At 60.6% G+C, this 17,179-nt stretch carries 18 protein-coding genes; 10 read left to right on the top strand and 8 right to left on the bottom strand.

Translation table 11 applies throughout. The annotated features are described in order from the left end of the window. The first annotated feature begins 313 nt into the window (after positions 1–313). Both ACA067_RS03130 and ACA067_RS03135 read left to right on the top strand, forming a co-directional pair. Positions 314–1,579 carry a flavin-containing monooxygenase gene (locus ACA067_RS03130; protein WP_497438792.1) on the top strand — a complete coding sequence of 422 codons (1,266 nt, stop codon included), beginning with the start codon at positions 314–316 and terminating at the stop codon, positions 1,577–1,579. Positions 1,580–1,655: 76 nt separating this feature from the next. Then, entirely contained in the window at positions 1,656–2,081 is a 426-nt protein-coding gene (locus tag ACA067_RS03135) for a RidA family protein (protein WP_064675753.1), read from the top strand. 35 nt (positions 2,082–2,116) lie between these two features. Here ACA067_RS03135 and ACA067_RS03140 read toward each other — a convergent pair whose 3' ends face one another. Further along, complete coding sequence (locus ACA067_RS03140) at positions 2,117–3,193, bottom strand: endonuclease/exonuclease/phosphatase family protein (RefSeq protein WP_497460570.1); 1,077 nt, start codon at positions 3,191–3,193, stop codon at positions 2,117–2,119. A gap of 75 nt (positions 3,194–3,268) precedes the next feature. Continuing rightward, on the bottom strand, positions 3,269–3,943 hold the full coding sequence (locus ACA067_RS03145; protein WP_497462718.1) for a YciC family protein: 675 nt from the start codon (positions 3,941–3,943) through the stop codon (positions 3,269–3,271). 178 nt (positions 3,944–4,121) lie between these two features. On the opposite strand from ACA067_RS03145, the gene ACA067_RS03150 reads away from it, so the two are divergent. The 3 genes from ACA067_RS03150 to ACA067_RS03160 all read left to right on the top strand — a co-directional run bounded on the left by ACA067_RS03150 (position 4,122) and on the right by ACA067_RS03160 (position 6,224). Next, positions 4,122–4,880, top strand: a complete 759-nt coding sequence (locus ACA067_RS03150; protein WP_497460571.1) for a DUF2076 domain-containing protein — start codon at positions 4,122–4,124, stop codon at positions 4,878–4,880. Positions 4,881–5,110: 230 nt separating this feature from the next. Further along, positions 5,111–5,590, top strand: coding sequence for a LabA-like NYN domain-containing protein (locus tag ACA067_RS03155; protein WP_497460572.1), 480 nt, complete (start codon positions 5,111–5,113; stop codon positions 5,588–5,590). Positions 5,591–5,612: 22 nt separating this feature from the next. Then, complete coding sequence (locus tag ACA067_RS03160; RefSeq protein ID WP_064675758.1) at positions 5,613–6,224, top strand: 3'-5' exonuclease; 612 nt, start codon at positions 5,613–5,615, stop codon at positions 6,222–6,224. Between the two features lie 118 nt (positions 6,225–6,342). On the opposite strand, the gene ACA067_RS03165 is transcribed toward ACA067_RS03160, so the two are convergent. Continuing rightward, complete coding sequence (locus ACA067_RS03165; protein ID WP_497460573.1) at positions 6,343–6,798, bottom strand: Lrp/AsnC family transcriptional regulator; 456 nt, start codon at positions 6,796–6,798, stop codon at positions 6,343–6,345. Between the two features lie 163 nt (positions 6,799–6,961). On the opposite strand from ACA067_RS03165, the gene yedA reads away from it, so the two are divergent. Both yedA and rhlE1 read left to right on the top strand, forming a co-directional pair. Continuing rightward, the gene (gene yedA / locus ACA067_RS03170) at positions 6,962–7,888 is read left to right on the top strand and encodes a drug/metabolite exporter YedA (RefSeq protein WP_497460574.1); all 927 of its coding nucleotides are present in this window, start codon (positions 6,962–6,964) and stop codon (positions 7,886–7,888) included. Positions 7,889–7,966: 78 nt separating this feature from the next. After that, on the top strand, positions 7,967–9,301 hold the full coding sequence (rhlE1, locus tag ACA067_RS03175; protein ID WP_497460575.1) for an RNA helicase RhlE1: 1,335 nt from the start codon (positions 7,967–7,969) through the stop codon (positions 9,299–9,301). A 129-nt stretch (positions 9,302–9,430) separates the two neighbouring features. Here rhlE1 and ACA067_RS03180 read toward each other — a convergent pair whose 3' ends face one another. Together ACA067_RS03180 and ACA067_RS03185 are read right to left on the bottom strand one after the other, a co-directional pair. Beyond that, the gene (locus ACA067_RS03180; RefSeq protein ID WP_497460576.1) at positions 9,431–10,672 is read right to left on the bottom strand and encodes a TIGR03862 family flavoprotein; all 1,242 of its coding nucleotides are present in this window, start codon (positions 10,670–10,672) and stop codon (positions 9,431–9,433) included. A gap of 294 nt (positions 10,673–10,966) precedes the next feature. Then, positions 10,967–11,887: a histone deacetylase family protein gene (locus ACA067_RS03185; RefSeq protein WP_155000552.1), complete on the bottom strand. Its 921-nt coding sequence runs from the start codon at positions 11,885–11,887 to the stop codon at positions 10,967–10,969. Between the two features lie 85 nt (positions 11,888–11,972). Here ACA067_RS03185 and ACA067_RS03190 point away from each other — a divergent pair, with 85 nt between their 5' ends. The 3 genes from ACA067_RS03190 to ACA067_RS03200 all read left to right on the top strand — a co-directional run bounded on the left by ACA067_RS03190 (position 11,973) and on the right by ACA067_RS03200 (position 14,106). After that, positions 11,973–12,542 carry a GNAT family N-acetyltransferase gene (locus tag ACA067_RS03190; RefSeq protein WP_497460577.1) on the top strand — a complete coding sequence of 190 codons (570 nt, stop codon included), beginning with the start codon at positions 11,973–11,975 and terminating at the stop codon, positions 12,540–12,542. Positions 12,543–12,646: 104 nt separating this feature from the next. Then, positions 12,647–13,516 carry an acyl-CoA thioesterase II gene (tesB, locus tag ACA067_RS03195; RefSeq protein WP_497460578.1) on the top strand — a complete coding sequence of 290 codons (870 nt, stop codon included), beginning with the start codon at positions 12,647–12,649 and terminating at the stop codon, positions 13,514–13,516. Then, positions 13,513–14,106, top strand: coding sequence for an HAD family hydrolase (locus ACA067_RS03200; RefSeq protein ID WP_497460579.1), 594 nt, complete (start codon positions 13,513–13,515; stop codon positions 14,104–14,106). Before tesB ends, ACA067_RS03200 begins: the two co-directional genes overlap by 4 nt. A gap of 134 nt (positions 14,107–14,240) precedes the next feature. On the opposite strand, the gene ACA067_RS03205 is transcribed toward ACA067_RS03200, so the two are convergent. The 3 genes from ACA067_RS03205 to ypfJ (ACA067_RS03215) form a co-directional block, all read right to left on the bottom strand. After that, positions 14,241–15,200: an alpha/beta hydrolase gene (locus ACA067_RS03205; RefSeq protein ID WP_497460580.1), complete on the bottom strand. Its 960-nt coding sequence runs from the start codon at positions 15,198–15,200 to the stop codon at positions 14,241–14,243. Further along, the gene (gene ypfJ, locus ACA067_RS03210) at positions 15,200–16,090 is read right to left on the bottom strand and encodes a KPN_02809 family neutral zinc metallopeptidase (RefSeq protein ID WP_497460581.1); all 891 of its coding nucleotides are present in this window, start codon (positions 16,088–16,090) and stop codon (positions 15,200–15,202) included. Before ypfJ (ACA067_RS03210) ends, ACA067_RS03205 begins: the two co-directional genes overlap by 1 nt. Before the next feature lie 151 nt (positions 16,091–16,241). Then, a complete protein-coding gene (gene ypfJ / locus ACA067_RS03215; protein ID WP_497460582.1) occupies positions 16,242–17,108 on the bottom strand; it encodes a KPN_02809 family neutral zinc metallopeptidase in 867 nt (288 codons plus the stop codon). Positions 17,109–17,179: the final 71 nt, after the last annotated feature.

Here is a 17,179-nt window from a genome sequence, read left to right on the forward strand (position 1 = left end):
TTTACTGTAGGAGCGAGCCTGCTCGCGATGGTCGTTAACGATAATGCGTGTTGTCTGGATGAACGGCGCTTTCATGTTTATCGCGAGCAGGCTCGCTCCTACAGGTTTTGCGTTTATCCAGTTAATACCGAGTTTAGTTGTTAGTTAGTTTTTTCATGGGCAACAACTACAAAAATCATATTTTCGCTATTGGCATTCGCTAAGCACAATAAAACTACCCCGCCAGCAAAGTTGTCTACGCGGAATTAATTGTTGAAACAGCTGATCTGTCGCGACTTGCCGCGCCATAGTCGCCTCTTTGAAGGACACAAGCATGAATGATAAAAAGATAGAAATAGATACGCTTGTCGTTGGGGCCGGCCAGGCTGGCGTCGCCATGAGCGAACACCTGAGCAAACTCGGTGTACCGCACTTGGTGCTGGAGCGTAACCGCATCGCTGAAGCGTGGCGCACCGGGCGTTGGGATTCGCTGGTGGCAAACGGCCCGGTGTGGCATGACCGCTTCCCCGGACTGGCCTTCGAAGACCTGGAGCCCGATGCCTTCGCCTCTAAAGATCGCGTAGCGGCTTACTTCGAAGCCTACGCCGAGAAGTTCGAAGCGCCGATTCGTACCGGTGTAGAAGTCAAGAAAGTGGTGCGCAACAGCGATCGTCCAGGCTTCACCATCGAAACCTCCGATGGCGTGATTCAGGCCAATCGCGTGGTGGCGGCGACCGGTCCTTTCCAGCGTCCGGTCATCCCGCCGATTGCGCCGAAAGACAGCACGATCACGCAGATTCACTCGGCCCAGTATTTCAACCCGCAGCAGCTGCCCGAGGGCGGTGTGCTGGTGGTCGGTGCGGGCTCTTCCGGTGTGCAGATCGCCGATGAATTGCAGCGTGCCGGTAAACAAGTCTACCTGTCGGTCGGCCAGCATGACCGTCCGCCTCGCGCCTATCGCAACCGTGACTTCTGCTGGTGGCTGGGGGTGCTTGGGCTTTGGGATGCCGAAGTGATGGAGCCGGGTCGTGAGCACGTCACCATCGCAGTGAGCGGTGCGCGTGGCGGGCAGACCGTCGATTTTCGTGGGCTCGCCAAACAAGGCGTGACGCTGGTGGGGCTGACCCAATCGTTCAACGACGGCGTGGTGACTTTCCAGCAGGATCTGGCGCGCAACATCGCTGCGGGCGACGCGAATTACCTGTCGCTGCTGGACGCGGCGGATGCCTACATCGCACGCAACGGACTCGACCTCCCGGAAGAACCCGAAGCCAGGTTCATGCTTCCCGATCCAGAGTGCGTCAGCAACCCGATTCTCGAACTGAATCTGGCCGAGGCGAGTATCACCTCAATCATTTGGGCCACCGGCTACGCCGTCGATTACAGCTGGTTGCAGGTCGACACCTTTGACGAGAAGGGCAAGCCGCGTCATCAGCGTGGGGTCTCGAACGAGCCAGGTGTCTACTTTGTGGGGCTGCCGTGGCTGTCGCGTCGCGGATCGAGCTTTATCTGGGGCGTTTGGCATGACGCCAAACATGTGGCTGGCCACATTGCCACCCAGCGCCAGTACCTCGAATACCGCGACCCGTCGCAGCGTTAAGAATCGATCGAGGGAATGGTCCTTTGGCCATTCTCGATCTACACCTTCATTACTCAAGTTTCAGGGGACTCAGTTGATGCCGACTCACACACGCATTCGCATGTTCAATACCAAGGACACCTATCCCAACCAGTCGCTGGACAATGATCTTTGCCAGGCTGTACGGGCCGGCAACACGGTTTATGTGCGCGGCCAGATCGGCACCGATTTCGATGGCAACCTGGTGGGCCTTGGCGACCCGGGTGCACAAGCCGAACAGGCGATGAAAAACGTCAAGCAGCTGCTGGAAGAGGCGGGGAGCGATCTTTCCCATATCGTCAAAACCACCACTTACATCATCGACCCGCGTTACCGCGAGCCGGTTTATCAAGTCGTGGGCAAGTGGCTGAAGGGGGTTTTTCCGATTTCGACGGGGCTGGTCATTTCCGGGCTGGGTCAACCGCAGTGGCTGATGGAAATCGATGTGATCGCCGTCATACCGGACGACTGGCAAGCGAACTGACATTGGGTTTGACACGATCCTTGTGGGAGCAGTCGTTATGGCGCAGCCGGCAACAGGAACCGCGCTATCACCGGCAAGTGATCGGAAATGCGCAACGTATCGTCCTGCCTCACCATCGCCTCGACCCGTTTGATCCGCGGGCTGTAGAACAAGTAATCGACCGTCCGGTCCGGGCCGTTCAAGCCCGGGTCATTCGGATAATGGGTCAGCCAGCGCGCCCGCTCGACACCGCTGGCTTCGTTGTTGGTCGGGATCATCGGGTACTTGTCCCACAACACATGCAGCGCGCTGTCGGCAGAGTAGACCGCGCGTTGCGCGTCGGGCAGGCGTCGATATTGCCCCAGCGGCAACAGATCGAAGTCACCGCCGATCAGCCACGGTGTACCGCGGCTTTCGAGCTTGTCGAGGACTTTGGCCACGGCGCTCACCTGGGCCAGCAGCGTATCGTCGGGGGGGATGACGCGGTCCAGATGGGTATTGAGCACTGCGACCCGAGCGCCGTCGCTCAACGGCAGGTACGTGACCAACAAGGCATTTTTCGGTTTGAACTGGCGGCTGATCAGGTTGGCCGGCACCACCGGTAATTGCAGGCGTTCGGCGTGTCCGATCCGGTAGCGGCTGAGGGTCGCCAGTTGCCGGCCGACGCTGCCGAAGATATGCGGTTCAGGCACGAAATCGGCCTTCCAGTCGAAGGCGTGAGTGCTGCACGGATACAGGTCGGTGAGCCGTTCCTGGAGCAGTTTGAGCTGGTTCTGGTAGTCGGTGGCCTTGGCGCCGTCGTCGAGCTCTTGCAACAGCACGATGTCCGGCTGTTCGTCACGGATCACCCGTGCCACTTCATCAAGACTGAAGGCCATGTCTTCGGCGGTGGGGCTTTCGTCGTTGCCGGCGGCCAGGTCATTCCAGAACACATAGCGCTTGCCCGCCAGAAACTGAACGTTCCAGGTCATCACCTTCAACGCCTGGCCGGGGACCAGGGTTGGCGCCTGGGCGCTGCAACTGACCGGCTGCGCTTCCCTGGCTTCGGGGCGCCAGGTCAGGCTGTAGATCAGCACGCCAATCAGAGTGACGATCAGCAGGGCCAGCAGGGTGTAGCGCAGTAGACGGGTCATGGCTCGGCTTATCGCGTTACAAAAGTTGCCCCGAGCATAACCGAGAGCCGAGCCCAAGCCCATGGGGTAGAGCGGTCAGAGTGACCCGTTGGTTTTCTCGGGCACGACGCTGATCAGCATGAACAAGCGGAACAGCACCACGCTGGTGAACAGTTGCAAAAAGCTGTGGGCACTGTCGATCAGCACGGCAACCACCGGGTTCTGCGGCTCCGGATAAACCTCCAGGGTCACGCCCTTGAGCAGCCACAACGGGGCCATCACACACAGAATGCACACCAGGATGCGCAGGAAGTTGCCGCGGGTCAGGCGCAGGCTTTCCTTCATCGCCGCCAGCGGGGCCATGCCGCGCAATACCAGCAGGTATTCGCCGAACGCCAGCGTCACCATCAGCCAGATGCCCGGCAGGAAATACAGCGACAGTCCGATCAGTATCAGCAGGGTATTGAGCGCGGTGAGCAGGGCGAAGCGTGGCCACAGGGTCGCGGACATGGCCAGCAGGTCACGGTTGCGCGGTGACTCGCCACGGCTGCGGGCATCGAGAAACAGAATCAGCGCGGCGGTGTACAGCGGATAGACCAGCAAGCCGACCATCACGCCGATGCCGGGGAAACTGTCCGGCTCGGTGGAATGGTCGACCACTTGTTGCAGCAGAGCTTCGAAGATCACCAGCGGCAGGCACAGTTGAACGATCTGGCCCAGATTGCGCTTGAAGAAATACAGGGAGTCACGCAGTACATCTAACGGATTCATCAGTCGGTATCGCAGGTTGAAAGCAGTGGCCCACTTTAACCGATGAAAGCCTTTGGGGCGCAAACGTAAACGTTCGGTAAAGGTCATTGAAACATCCTGTATCAGCCTCCATTACGGATGAGCATCTTATCCACAGTGGATGAGGGCGCCGATATTCCCGGCAATCTACGAGGTCGCCATGAACAGCGAAGAACAAACCCTGATCGATGGACTGTTTTCCCGGCTGCAACAGGCCGAAACGGACTCAGCCCCGCGCGACGCGCAGGCCGAGGCGCGGATCAAGGAACACCTGACTCGCCAGCCAGCGGCAGGCTATTTCATGACCCAGGCGATTCTGGTGCAAGAAGCAGCCATCAAGAGTCTCGACGACCAGAACAAGCAGCTCGCCCAACAAGTCCAGCAATTGCAGACAGAACTGCAATCGGCCAAGGCTCGGACGGCGGCTCCGGCACCGGCCAGTGGTGGCTTTTTGTCGAGCATTTTCGGCGGCGGCCCACGTGATCCGCAGCCCGCACCGACTCAAAGTGCGCCCGTGTCGAGCGGGGGCGGCTGGCGTGAACCGGCGCGGCCGTCGTTCAATTCGCAGCCGCCCCAGCAAAACTTTGGTGCCGCACCACCTCAGCATAACTACGCGCCGCAACAACAGGCCGGCAGCGGTTTTCTCGGCGGGGCTCTGAAAACGGCGGCTGGCGTGGCTGGTGGCGTGATGCTGGCACAAGGCATCAGCAGCTTGTTCCACCACGATCAGCCGCCAGAAGTGGCTGAGGTCATCAAGGAAGAACCGGCTCAGGTCAACGATCAGGGCGACAGCGGCAATGGCTGGGGCGACGACCAGCGGGTGGCTGACAACACCAGTGATCAGGGCGGATTCGTTGACGCTGACTACAGTGACGACAGCTCATCGTTCTTCGGCGGTGACGACGATTCCTTCGTCTGACACGCCTGTGGCGAGGGAGCTTGCTCCCGCTGGACTGCGCAGCAGGCCCCTTGGATTCTTGAGTAGGGGAGCGCTTCGCGCTGGAGCGCCAGCCCGGCTCAGCGGGAGCAAGCTCCCTCGCCACATGGCCGATTATTCGCGGAACAACCCTTCAGGCTGGCATACTGGGCCACTTTTCGGGCCTGGTGCCTGATCCTGTCCGCGCGCCAGCGCCCCAATGAGGATGCACGGTGAAAAAGATCGCAGTATTCGCCGATGTCCAGAACCTCTATTACACCGTGCGTCAGGCCTATGGTTGCCACTTCAACTATGCCGCGCTGTGGGCCGACATCAGCAAGCAGGGCGAGATCGTCGAGGCCTATGCCTACGCGATCGATCGCGGCGACAGCAAACAACAACAGTTCCAGCAGATCCTGCGCAATCTCGGTTTCACCGTGAAGCTCAAGCCCTACATCCAGCGCAGCGACGGCTCGGCCAAGGGCGACTGGGACGTGGGCATCACCCTCGATATCATGGACGCCGCCGATCATGTCGATGAAGTGGTGCTGGCCTCGGGTGACGGTGATTTCGACATGCTGCTCGAGCGCATCATCGCCAAGCACGGCGTGCGAGCGGTGGCCTACGGCGTGCCGGGCCTGACGGCCAACTCGCTGATCCGTGCCGCCAGCCGCTACGTGCCGATCGAAGGCGCGTTGTTGCTCAAGAATTGATTTTTACGGAGTTGAAACAGGTTTGGAACGCATAGCAGTCATCGACTTTGAAACCACCGGAATCTCCCCGAGCAGCAGCTGCCGGGCCACGGAAATCGCCGTGGTGATCCTTGAACAGGGGCGCATCGTCGAGCGTTACCAAAGCCTGATGAACGCCGGCGTGCGCGTGCCGGCCTTCATCGAGCAACTCACCGGCATCAGCAACGCCATGTTGCGCACCGCGCCATCGGCCGAGCAGGTGATGAACGAGGTCAACGAGTTCGTCGGCATCACCCCGCTGCTGGCCCACAACGCCGCGTTCGACCAGAAGTTCTGGGACTTCGAGCTGGGGCGGATCAAACGTACGCGTTTGCAGAACTTTGCCTGCTCGCTGCTCCTCGCCCGCCGCTTGATGCCGGCGGCGCCGAACCACAAACTCGGGACCCTCACCACCTTCGCCAAACTGCCCCACACCGGCCAGGCTCACCGGGCCATGGCCGATGCCGAAATGGCGGCCAACCTGACGGCGCACCTGGCTCAGGAACTGCGGCACAAGCATGGGTTGCGGGAGCTGTCCCATGAGCTGCTGGTCAGCTTGCAGAAAGTGCCGGCGGCGAAGATCAATGAGCATCTCAAGCGCCATCGCGGGTTCTGAATCACGCATAAACCTGTAGGAGCCGGCTTGCTGGCGATTGCGGTTCATCATTCACTATTGATGTTGACTGATACGCCGCTATCGCCAGCAATCCGGCTCCTACAGGGTTCGTGTCGTATCAAACTTTTCCATTTCCCTCGATGTGCCCCAACGGCACCCGCTTCTCTATCGCGCTCGACAACACGATCGACGTCTTGCTGAACCCGAACTTGGCAATCGTGTTGATCAACTCCTCCAACTCCGGCATCGACCCCACCGCCGCCTGCATGATCACGCACGGATCGCCCGTCACCCGGTGGCACTCCGTCAGTTGCGGGATTTTGATCAGCTCGTCGTAGGCCTTCTGGTTGCCGTGCTGGTTCAGGCGCAGTTCAATGACGCACTGGATCGGCAGACCGAGTTTGGCCATGTCGACTTTCGCTTGATAACCGGTAATCACCCCGCAGGCTTCAAGTTTGGCCACGCGCTCGGCCACGGCCGGGGCCGACAGGTTGACCTTGCGCGCCAGGTCGGCGTAGGACGCACGACCATTTTCCAACAGGGCGCTGAGGAGCATGCGGTCGTATTTATCCATCGTCTTACTCCTGAAAAATACCCGACCTTCGAAAACACGGTTTATAGCCCTGATTTCCATGTTTTGAAAAGTGTACCGGCGCTATAAACAGGTTTTGTAACTTATTTTCTGCTGTTGGCCTTTCTAAAATAGCTGTTCACCTGTCTTGCCTGCGAGCTGCCCAATGCCTGGCCTACGTCGTTTCCCCGTACCGTTGATCGCCGCCTTTTTTGCGTTGTACGTGATTTGGGGCTCGACTTACCTGGTGATTCGCATCGGCGTGGAGTATTGGCCGCCATTGCTGCTTGCCGGTATTCGCTTCGTGATCGCCGGTTCGCTGATGTACGCCTTCCTGCGCTGGCGCGGGGCGCCGGCACCGACCTGGGCACAGTGGAAAGCGGCGGGGATCATCGGCGTTTTGCTGCTGACGTGCGGCAACGGGGCGGTAAGCGTGGCCGAACATACGGGCGTGGCCTCCGGCGTGGCCGCGCTGGCAGTGGCGACGGTGCCGCTGTTTACCTTGCTCTGCGGCTATTTCTGGGGCGCGCGTAATACCCGTCTCGAATGGGCCGGGATTGCGCTCGGGCTCATCGGTATTGCCATGCTCAACCTCGGCTCGAACCTGCAATCAAGCCCGCTGGGCGCCGGATTGCTGATCTTCGCGGCAGCTTCCTGGGCCTTTGGTTCGGTGTGGAGCAAACACTTGCCGTTGCCCCAGGGCGCGATGGCCAGTGCCGTGGAAATGCTGGTGGGCGGCGTAGCCCTGCTGATCGGCAGTGCGCTGAGCGGTGAGCATCTGGAGGCCATGCCGCCGATCGAAGGTTGGGCAGCCCTGGCCTACCTGACGTTCTTCGGCTCGATCATTGCCTTCAACGCTTACATGTACCTGTTGAAAAACGTGCGTCCGGCGGCGGCCACCAGTTATGCCTACGTCAACCCGGCGGTGGCGGTGTTGCTGGGGATCGTGTTTGTGGGCGAGACCATTGGTATCGAAGAAGCGTTGGCCATGTTGGTGATCATCAGTGCCGTGGTGTTGATCGGTTTGCCGCAGTGGCGCCGGGCTCCCGAACGACCTGCTGCCGTGGTACGGACAGAATCGAGCGTGAATTAGGGTAAACTGCGCGCCATTGCATCTTGTTTTGCACACTTGTTTTGAAAAACCCGCGCTGAATTTTCCTACGGTAATCCCATGACTTTCGCCTCCCTTGGCCTGATCGATCCCTTGCTGCGCTCTCTCGAGACGCTCGGCTACCAGACCCCGACGCCGGTTCAGGCGCAAGCCATTCCGGCAGTGCTGGACGGTCGCGACCTGATGGCTGCCGCCCAGACCGGCACTGGCAAGACCGCCGGTTTCGCGTTGCCGCTCCTGCAATTGCTGGCCATGGAAGGTCCGAAAGTCACCGCCAATTCGGTGCGTGCCCTGATCCTGGTGCCCACTCGCGAACTGGCTGAACAGGTTCACGAGGCCGTGCGCCAGTACGCCGATAACCTGCCGTTGAGCACCTATGCGGTGTACGGCGGCGTCAGCATCAACCCGCAAATGATGAAGCTGCGCAAAGGCGTCGACCTGTTGGTGGCGACTCCGGGGCGCTTGCTTGACCTGTTCCGCCAGAACGCCCTCAAGTTCAACCAGCTGCAAACCCTGGTGCTGGACGAAGCCGATCGCATGCTCGACCTGGGTTTCTCCGAAGAGCTGGGGAACATTTACCGGGTGCTGCCGAAGAAACGTCAGACGCTGTTGTTCTCCGCGACCTTCTCCGATGCGATCCGCCTGCTGGCCGGGCAAATGCTCAACGATCCGCTGAGCATCGAAGTCAGCCCGCGCAACGTTGCTGCCAACACTGTTAAACAGTGGGTGGTCACAGTGGACAAGAAGCGCAAGCCGGAGCTGTTCGTGCACTTGATGCGCAAGGGCAAGTGGAAGCAGGTGCTGGTGTTCGCCAAGACCCGTAACGGCGTGGATGCATTGGTGGAAAAACTGCAGGGCCTGGGCATCAATGCCGATGGCATCCATGGCGACAAACCTCAAGCAACCCGCCAGCGCGCACTGGACCGTTTCAAGGCCAGTGAAGTGCAGATTCTTGTGGCCACCGACGTTGCGGCCCGTGGTCTGGATATCGAAGATTTGCCGTTGGTGGTCAATTTCGACCTGCCGATCGTGGCCGAAGACTATATCCACCGGATCGGCCGTACTGGCCGCGCGGGTGCAACCGGGGAGGCCATTTCCCTGGTGTGCGCCGATGAAGTGAACCTGCTGTCGGCCATCGAGACCTTGACCCGTCAGACGCTGACTCGCCAGATGGAACAGGATTTCGAACCCGAGCACCGGGTACCGGATACCGATGCCAGCGGTCAGGTGGTCAAGAAGCCGAAAAAACCGAAAAAGCCGAAGACCTCGGGCGGCGGCAAGCGCAACCTGGGTAAATGGGTCGAGAGCGGTGACGCGTCGGCGCCGGAACCTTCGATCAAGCCTGTGCGAAAAGTGCCGGTGTTCAACACTGGGCCGCGCAAGCGTAAGCCTTGAGTTAATGCGGCATCAGTTAAGCCGCCTTCGCCGGCAAGCCGGTCTCGCTCCCACAATGACCGAATTCTCTCGGGAAGAACTCGGTCACCTGTGGGAGCGAGCTTGCTCGCGATGGGTGCGCCTCGGTCTTCAGGCTGTACGCTTCAACCACTCCACCATCCCCAACCCGGCCGCCCGCCCGCTGGCGAAACACGCGGTCAGCAGATAGCCACCTGTCGGCGCTTCCCAATCCAGCATCTCTCCGGCACAGAACACGCCGGGCAGTTGCTTGAGCATCAAACGTTCATCCATCGATTCGAACATCACCCCACCGGCGCTGCTGATGGCCTCGTCCAGTGGGCGGGTTTTCACCAAGGTCAGTGGCAATGCCTTGATTGATTTGGCTAGCAACGCTGGATCAGCGAAGCACTCGGCCGCCGTCACTTCTCGCAGCAACGCCGCTTTCACACCATCTAGCCCAATCTGACTGTGCAGGTGCTTGGCCACGGAGCGCGAACCCCGTGGCTTGTTCAGCGCCGCCTGGACTTTATCCACAGGCCTGCCCGGCAGCAGGTCGAGATGAATAGTCGCCGAGCCCTGCAGGTTGATGGCTTCGCGGATCGGTGCAGACAGGGCGTAGATCAAACTGCCTTCAATACCCGTCGCAGTAATCACACATTCCCCGAGCCTTGGGACGTCGTCATTAAGACCAATCGCGATATTTTTCAACGGGGCACCGGCGAATTTACTGACCATCAACTCGCTCCAGGCCTGCACTTCGAAACCGCAATTGCTCGGTTGCAACGGCGCCAGTTCCACGCCGCGCTGCTCCAGCGGTAGCATCCAGGCACCGTCCGAACCGAGGCGCGACCAGCTGCCACCGCCGAGGGCCAACAAGGTTGCGTCGGGTTGAAGGGTTTTATCGCCGTCAGGGCAAGACACTTTCAGGCTGCCATCGCCATTCCAGCCGAGCCAGCGGTGGCGGGTGTGGATAACGACTCCGGCGTCTCGCAGGCGTTTGAGCCAGGCGCGTAACAGGGGCGCGGCTTTCATGTCGGTTGGAAACACCCGGCCGGAGCTGCCGACAAAGGTGTCGATGCCCAGGTCATGAATCCACTGGCACAGTGCGTCGGCGCCGAATGAGCGCAACAGCGGTGCAATCTGCGGCGCCCGTTCGGCATAGCGTGAAAGGAATGCCGGGTAGGCTTCGGAGTGGGTGATGTTCATGCCCCCGACTCCGGCCAGCAGGAATTTTCGCCCTACCGAGGGCATACCGTCGTACAGGTCGACCTTGATCCCGGCCTGGCTCAGCACTTCAGCCGCCATCAGGCCGGCGGGGCCGCCGCCGATGATGGCGACGTGAGGGAGGAGGGGAGTCGAGGGCTGAGTCATGGAATGCGCTGCGGTTCGGCGGAATGAAGCCAGGCATTCTATCAGCACAGATCCCTGTGGGAGCGAGCTTGCTCGCGATGAGGCAGGCACATTCAGCATCTTTGTTGACTGACAGTCCGCTATCGTCGGAACGCCGCCCGGAGCAAGCTCGCTCCCACAGGATCGTCGGTGTGCTCAAGTACTGATCAAAAAACAACCACCGCTCTGAAGCCTATACCCCGCATGGCCTGCAGCCTCTTTCACTCAGGTTATCCACAGGCGGCTCCACAGCCATTGTGGGTAAAGACCCACACCTCAATGACAACCTGATGACTGCCAGACCCTTTGGGCGCTGTGATGGAGGATCCCATGACGACGCGCCAGGGCCTTGCGGTCCTTGCTGTAGCCGCCACCAATCACCCCCACCACCGGAATATCCCGGCCCAGGCAATGCCGCATCACGCTTTCATCGCGAGCGGCGACGCCTTCGTCCGTCAGTTTCAGGTAGCCGAGTGCGTCATCCTTATGCACATCGACGCCAGCGTCATACAGCACCAGGTCAGGCTGGTAGAGCGGCAGCAAATAGTTGAGCGCATCGTCCACGACCTTCAGGTAATCGGCATCGCCCATGCCCATCGGCAGGGGAATATCCCAGTCGCTTTCGGCCTTGCGTGCAGGAAAATTCTTTTCGCAGTGAAGGGAAACGGTTATGGCCTCCGGGGTGTTGTGCAGGATTCGTGCAGTACCGTCACCCTGATGCACATCGCAGTCGAAGATCAGCACCCGATTCACACGGCCACTTTCCAGCAGGAAATGGCTGATCACCGCCAGGTCATTGAAGATGCAGAACCCGGCGGGATGGTCGTAGTGCGCATGGTGGGTGCCGCCCGCCAGATGACAGGCCAAACCATGTTCCAGCGCCTGCTCGGCCGCCAGCAGGGAACCGCCAACCGCCCGCACCGTGCGCCGGGCCAGGGCTTCGCTCCAGGGCAGGCCGAGACGCCGCTGGTCTTCGCGGGACAACTCGCCGCCCATGTAGCGTTCGATATACGCAGGGTCATGAGCGAGGGCGAGAATCTCTGGCGGGCAGAGGTCCGGGCGCAGCAGGTCGGTGTCTCGGGTCAGTCCGCTGTCCACCAGGTGATCGCGCAGCAGGCGAAACTTGTCCATGGGGAAGCGGTGATCCGCCGGGAACTCGGGACTGTAGTCTTCGTGGTAGATCAACGGCAGGGGCATGACTGATTTATCTGGGAAGGCATGTAGGAATGAATGAAGGATCCTACCAGCGATCTAGACTTGCGGCATGGGAAAGGGGGATACGATGGAACCGATACGGGAACTCGAGAGCGCGCGACTGCTGTTGCGGCAGTGGCGTGACGAGGATTTGCCGGCGTTTGCGGCGATGTGCGCCGATCCGCAGGTGATGCGCTATTTTCCGGCGCCCTTGAGTCGACTGGAAAGTGCTGCGCTGATCGGACGGGTTCGTGGCCACTTTGCCGAGCATGGCTTCGGTCTCTGGGCGCTGGAGCGCAAGGACACCGGCGCCTTTATCGGGTTTACCGGATTGGGTGTGGTCGGCTTCGACGCGCCGTTCAGCCCGGCCACCGAAATCGGCTGGCGCCTGGCCCGCGAGCATTGGGGCCTGGGCTACGCCAGTGAAGCGGCGTGGACCGCTCTGCGCTGTGGCTTTGACCGGTTGGCGCTGAATGAGGTCGTGTCTTTCACCACCGCCACCAACATGCCTTCGCAGAAAGTCATGCAGGCGATCGGCATGCACCATGATTCAGCAGATGATTTCGAACACCCCAGGCTCGCGATCGATCATTCCCTGCGTCACCATGTGCTGTACCGCATCACTCGGGAACAATGGCTGCAAACCTTGCATGGATAAGCTGGCACGGACGTTTACAATGACTCTCATGGGCCCTGGCCGGAAATTGAATCGACCGCCGCAGCCAAGACTGCGCGGCATTGCGTTATGTGAGGAGCGTCTGAATGAGCCAAGTGTTGGATGATCTGGTCGACTTGCTGACCCTGGAGCCGATCGAAGAAAACCTGTTCCGTGGTCGTAGCCAGGATTTGGGTTTTCGTCAGCTGTTCGGTGGCCAGGTGCTCGGCCAGTCCCTGTCCGCAGCCAGCCAGACCGTCGAAGAAGCGCGCCATGTGCATTCGATGCACGGTTATTTCCTGCGTCCGGGCGATGCCGGGCTGCCGGTGGTCTATCAGGTCGACCGGGTGCGGGACGGCGGCAGCTTCAGTACACGGCGGGTGACGGCGATCCAGAAGGGCAACCCGATCTTCACTTGCAGCGCGTCGTTTCAGTACGACGAAGAAGGTTTCCAGCACCAGAGCGTGATGCCGACAGTGGTCGGTCCGGAAAACCTGCCGTCAGAACTGGAACTCACCCAGCAGCGCGCGCACCTGATCCCTGAACACATGCGCGAAAAATTGCTGTGCCCGAAACCGATCGAATTCCGACCGGTGACCGAGGAAGATCCCTACAACCCGCATCCGTCCGACCCGATCAAGTACGTCTGGTTTCGCGCCGACGGTGCCTTGGCCGATTCCCCGGCGTTGCATAAATACCTGCTGGCCTACGCCTCGGACTTCGGCCTGTTGACCACCTCGATGCAGCCCCATGGCAAGTCGGTCTGGCACAAGGACATGCAGGTTGCCAGCCTCGATCACGCCCTGTGGTTCCATGCCGATCTGCGCGCCGATGACTGGTTGCTGTACGCGATGGATAGCCCATGGGCCGGCAATTCACGTGGATTTTCCCGCGGGAGCGTGTTCAATCGCGCCGGGCAACTGGTGGCTTCGGTCACCCAGGAAGGCCTGATTCGTCACCGCAAGGATTGGGCATGAGCCTGGCCGAGGTGCGGCACTGGGTGTTCGACATGGACGGCACCCTGACGGTGGCTGTGCATGACTTTGCGGCAATCCGCGTGGCGTTGGCGATCCCTGCCGAAGACGACATCCTGACCCACCTCGCCGCGCTGCCGGCCGATGAAGCGGCGGCCAAGCACGCCTGGTTGCTGGAACACGAACGCGACCTGGCGCTGGGTTCGACAGCGGCGCCAGGTGCGGTGGCGCTGGTGCGTGAACTGGCCGGACGGGGTTATCGCCTGGGCATTCTCACGCGCAATGCTCGCGAGCTGGCGCACGTCACGCTGGAGGCGATCGGCCTGGCCGACTGCTTCGCGGTGGAGGATGTGCTGGGCCGGGATGAAGCGCCGCCCAAACCTCATCCGGGTGGTTTGCTGAAACTGGCCGAGGCCTGGAACGTACCGGCGAGCGAGATGGTGATGGTCGGGGATTACCGCTTCGATCTGGATTGCGGTCGCGCGGCCGGGGCGCGGACGGTGCTGGTGAATCTGCCGGATAATCCCTGGCCGGAGTTGACTGACTGGCATGCGGCCGATTGTGGGGTGTTGCGGCAGATGCTTTCGGCTTGAGGAAATGGTTACCTGATCCACCGCCATCGCGGGCAAGCCCGCTCCCACATTTAACCGCATTCTTCATGTGGAACCTTGGTCGAATGTGGGAGCGAGCTTGCTCGCGAAGGGGCCCTGCCAGGCACCACAAAAATTCACTGACCAAACAACGCTTTCTGCCCCTCAGGCGAATTGAACATCCCATCCCCATCATGCCCGACCCCGGGCACTTCGATCAGTTGCTGATTCATCCCTTGAGGATACAGTCGCTTCAGATAATCAAAATAATTGCGCCCGCGCGCCAATCGATTCGCCCCCTGGGCTTTTGCCTCACAACGTTTATCCAGCGCCGGATGATTCGGGTCGGTGTCCTGCTGCCCCAGTAGATAAACAATGTCACGCCTGGCGTAATTTTCCTCCAACTGCGCGGGTGTTTGTCCTTCGGCATAGGCGGGTAGATCCGCCAGCCCGTACTTCCAGCGATTGAAATCCGGGCAACCGGCGTGACTGAATGCCACGGGCCGACGTTCATCGAAGTACGCATAAGAAGATGGATTGGCGACGACGTAACGCACCTGCACGCCGGCCGCCTTGAGCTCGGGCTGATCGTGACCCAGCAACGCATAGCGCTGAACCACCTGGGCGCCACCGGAGTGACCGGCGATGATGACCTGCTTCACATCGGGAAACTGTCGACGATCGCCGATTCGGGCGACGACTTCGTCGAGTGCAGCGTAAGAACTCAGGGTAAACGGCGCAGTGGACAAGCCGCCAGCCATCCAGTCATTGCCTTGCCAGCGCAATACGCTGTCAGCCACTGGGTGAAGCGCGATGTCGGACTCATTGAGAAATTGCGGAGCAATCACCAGGGTGGTCGCGCTTTGTCCTGCCAGTTCAGCCGCGTGTTCTGCACTCTGGCGATAGGCTTCGGCATTGCGCAGGCGACCATGGATGATGATCAGCACCCGTTCGATTTTCGTCGGTGCCGGGCCGATGCCCACCGCGATCTCACCCGAGGTCAACAGCAGGCGACCGGGGCTGAGTTCCTTGACCCCATGCTCGGCAGCCTGGGTGCTTGCGCAGGTGAACAGCAGAGCCAGCAGCCACTTTTTCATCACAGGTTTTTCGCCGCAAAGGTATCGCACTGGCCGACCTGGCCCTGTGCGAATCCGGTTTTGAACCAGCGCACCCTTTGCGCCGACGTACCATGGGTAAACGAGTCTGGCACCACGCGACCCTGGCCTTGCTGTTGCAGACGGTCGTCGCCAATGGCGTTGGCGGCGTTCAAGGCTTCTTCGATGTCACCCGGTTCCAGCCAGTTCAGGCGTTGCTGGGCATTATGGGCCCAGACCCCGGCCAGGCAATCGGCCTGGAGTTCCTGGCGCACCAGCAAGCCACCGTCGCCTTCCATTTGCCGGCCTTGTTGGCGAGCGGTCTGAATTTTCGCCGATACACCGAGCAAGGTCTGCACGTGGTGCCCGATTTCGTGAGCGATCACGTAGGCCTGTGCGAAATCGCCCGCAGCGGAAAAGCGTTGGGACATCTCCTGGAAGAAACTCATGTCCAGGTAGACTTTCTGGTCCGCCGGGCAATAGAACGGACCGGTGGCCGACGTCGCCAGGCCGCATGCCGAGTTGACGCGGTTGCTGAACAGCACCAGGGTCGGGTCCTTGTATTGACGGTCGGCCTGCTGGAAAATCTGCCGCCAGGTGTCTTCGGTATCGCCCAGGATCGAGCGCACGAATTCGGCCCCTTCATCATTGGCCGGTGGCGCCTTGCGGGTTTGCGTCGGAGCCGGCGCCGATTGCTCGCTCATCTGCCCGGTGAGTTGCCCGAGTATCTGCAAGGGGTCCTGGCCAGTGAGCCAGCCGATCCCGACGATCAGAACGATCGCCGTCAGGCTCAGGCCCTTGCCGCCACCGAAACGCATCCCGCCACCGCCGCCGACATCATCGCCCCGGGCATCGACCACGTTGTCGCTGCGTCGGCCTTTTTTCCATAGCATGTGGGGAATCCTCTTTTCTTGCTGGGTGAAGGACCGTGCTGGTGAGTGTTGCTGGTGAGTGAGAGCGGCGCCAGTCCGGTCGTCAGACAGCCTTGAGCGGCGCCGGTTCTACATACGCGGTGACATTAGTGGTTCGGTGGACGGGCGGGGATCAGAGGTCCGCAGCGGCGAAGGTGTCGCAAGCGTCGGTCCGGCCTGTGGCGAAACCGGATCTGAACCAGTTCGCGCGCTGCTGCGAAGTGCCGTGACTGAACGTCTCTGGCCGGACTTTGTCGTTTCGGGAGCGTTGCAGGCTGTCGTCACCGAATGCTGCCGCGGCCTGCAAGGCGGCCTCGATATCCCCAGGCTCCAGCCAGTCCAGGCGTTGTTGCGCATGGTGCGCCCAGACGCCGGCCAGGCAATCGGCCTGCAACTCCGCACGCACCTCCAGGCCGCCATCGCCGGTGACGGGCTGCTGGTCCAGCAAGGCTTTCTCGAAGGGTTCGGAAAGTCCCAGCTCGAGTTGCACGTGATGGCTGACTTCGTGAGCAATGATGTAGGCCCGCGCGAAGTCGCCGACCACTGAAAACTGCTGCTCCAGTTTGGCGAAGAACGCCAGATCGAGGTACACCTGCTGATTGCTTGGGCAGTAGAACGGGCCACTGGCGGAACTGGCGTAGCCGCATCCCGAGACCACGCCATTGTCGAACAGCGTCAGCGTGGGTTCCGGATAGTGGCGCCCGGTTTGCGCAAAAAGTTGTTTCCAGGTGTCTTCGGTATCGCCCAGTACTGACTGAACAAACCTCAGTTGCGGATCTTCGGTCTCAATCGAAACGGCGACGCCGGGTGGGTTCAGCGTGTTCGAGGAGGCGAGGGGAGCCTCGTCCGGTGTCGTACCCAGTGTCGAATAAAGCCCTACGCCAGCCAGTGCGACGGCGGCCAGTCCGGCGCCCAGCGTTTTCCCTGTGAGTGTGCGGGCATCCTTGCCCTCCCGAGTGTCGTTCACGTTGTCGCTGCGTCTTGCCTTGTTCCATAACATGGTTGCGGTCTCTCATGGATGATGGGGCGTGTATCGCCGAATCCATGAATAACCGCACTGCCAAAGATATG

Source organism: Pseudomonas sp. LBUM1674, assembly GCF_059695635.1.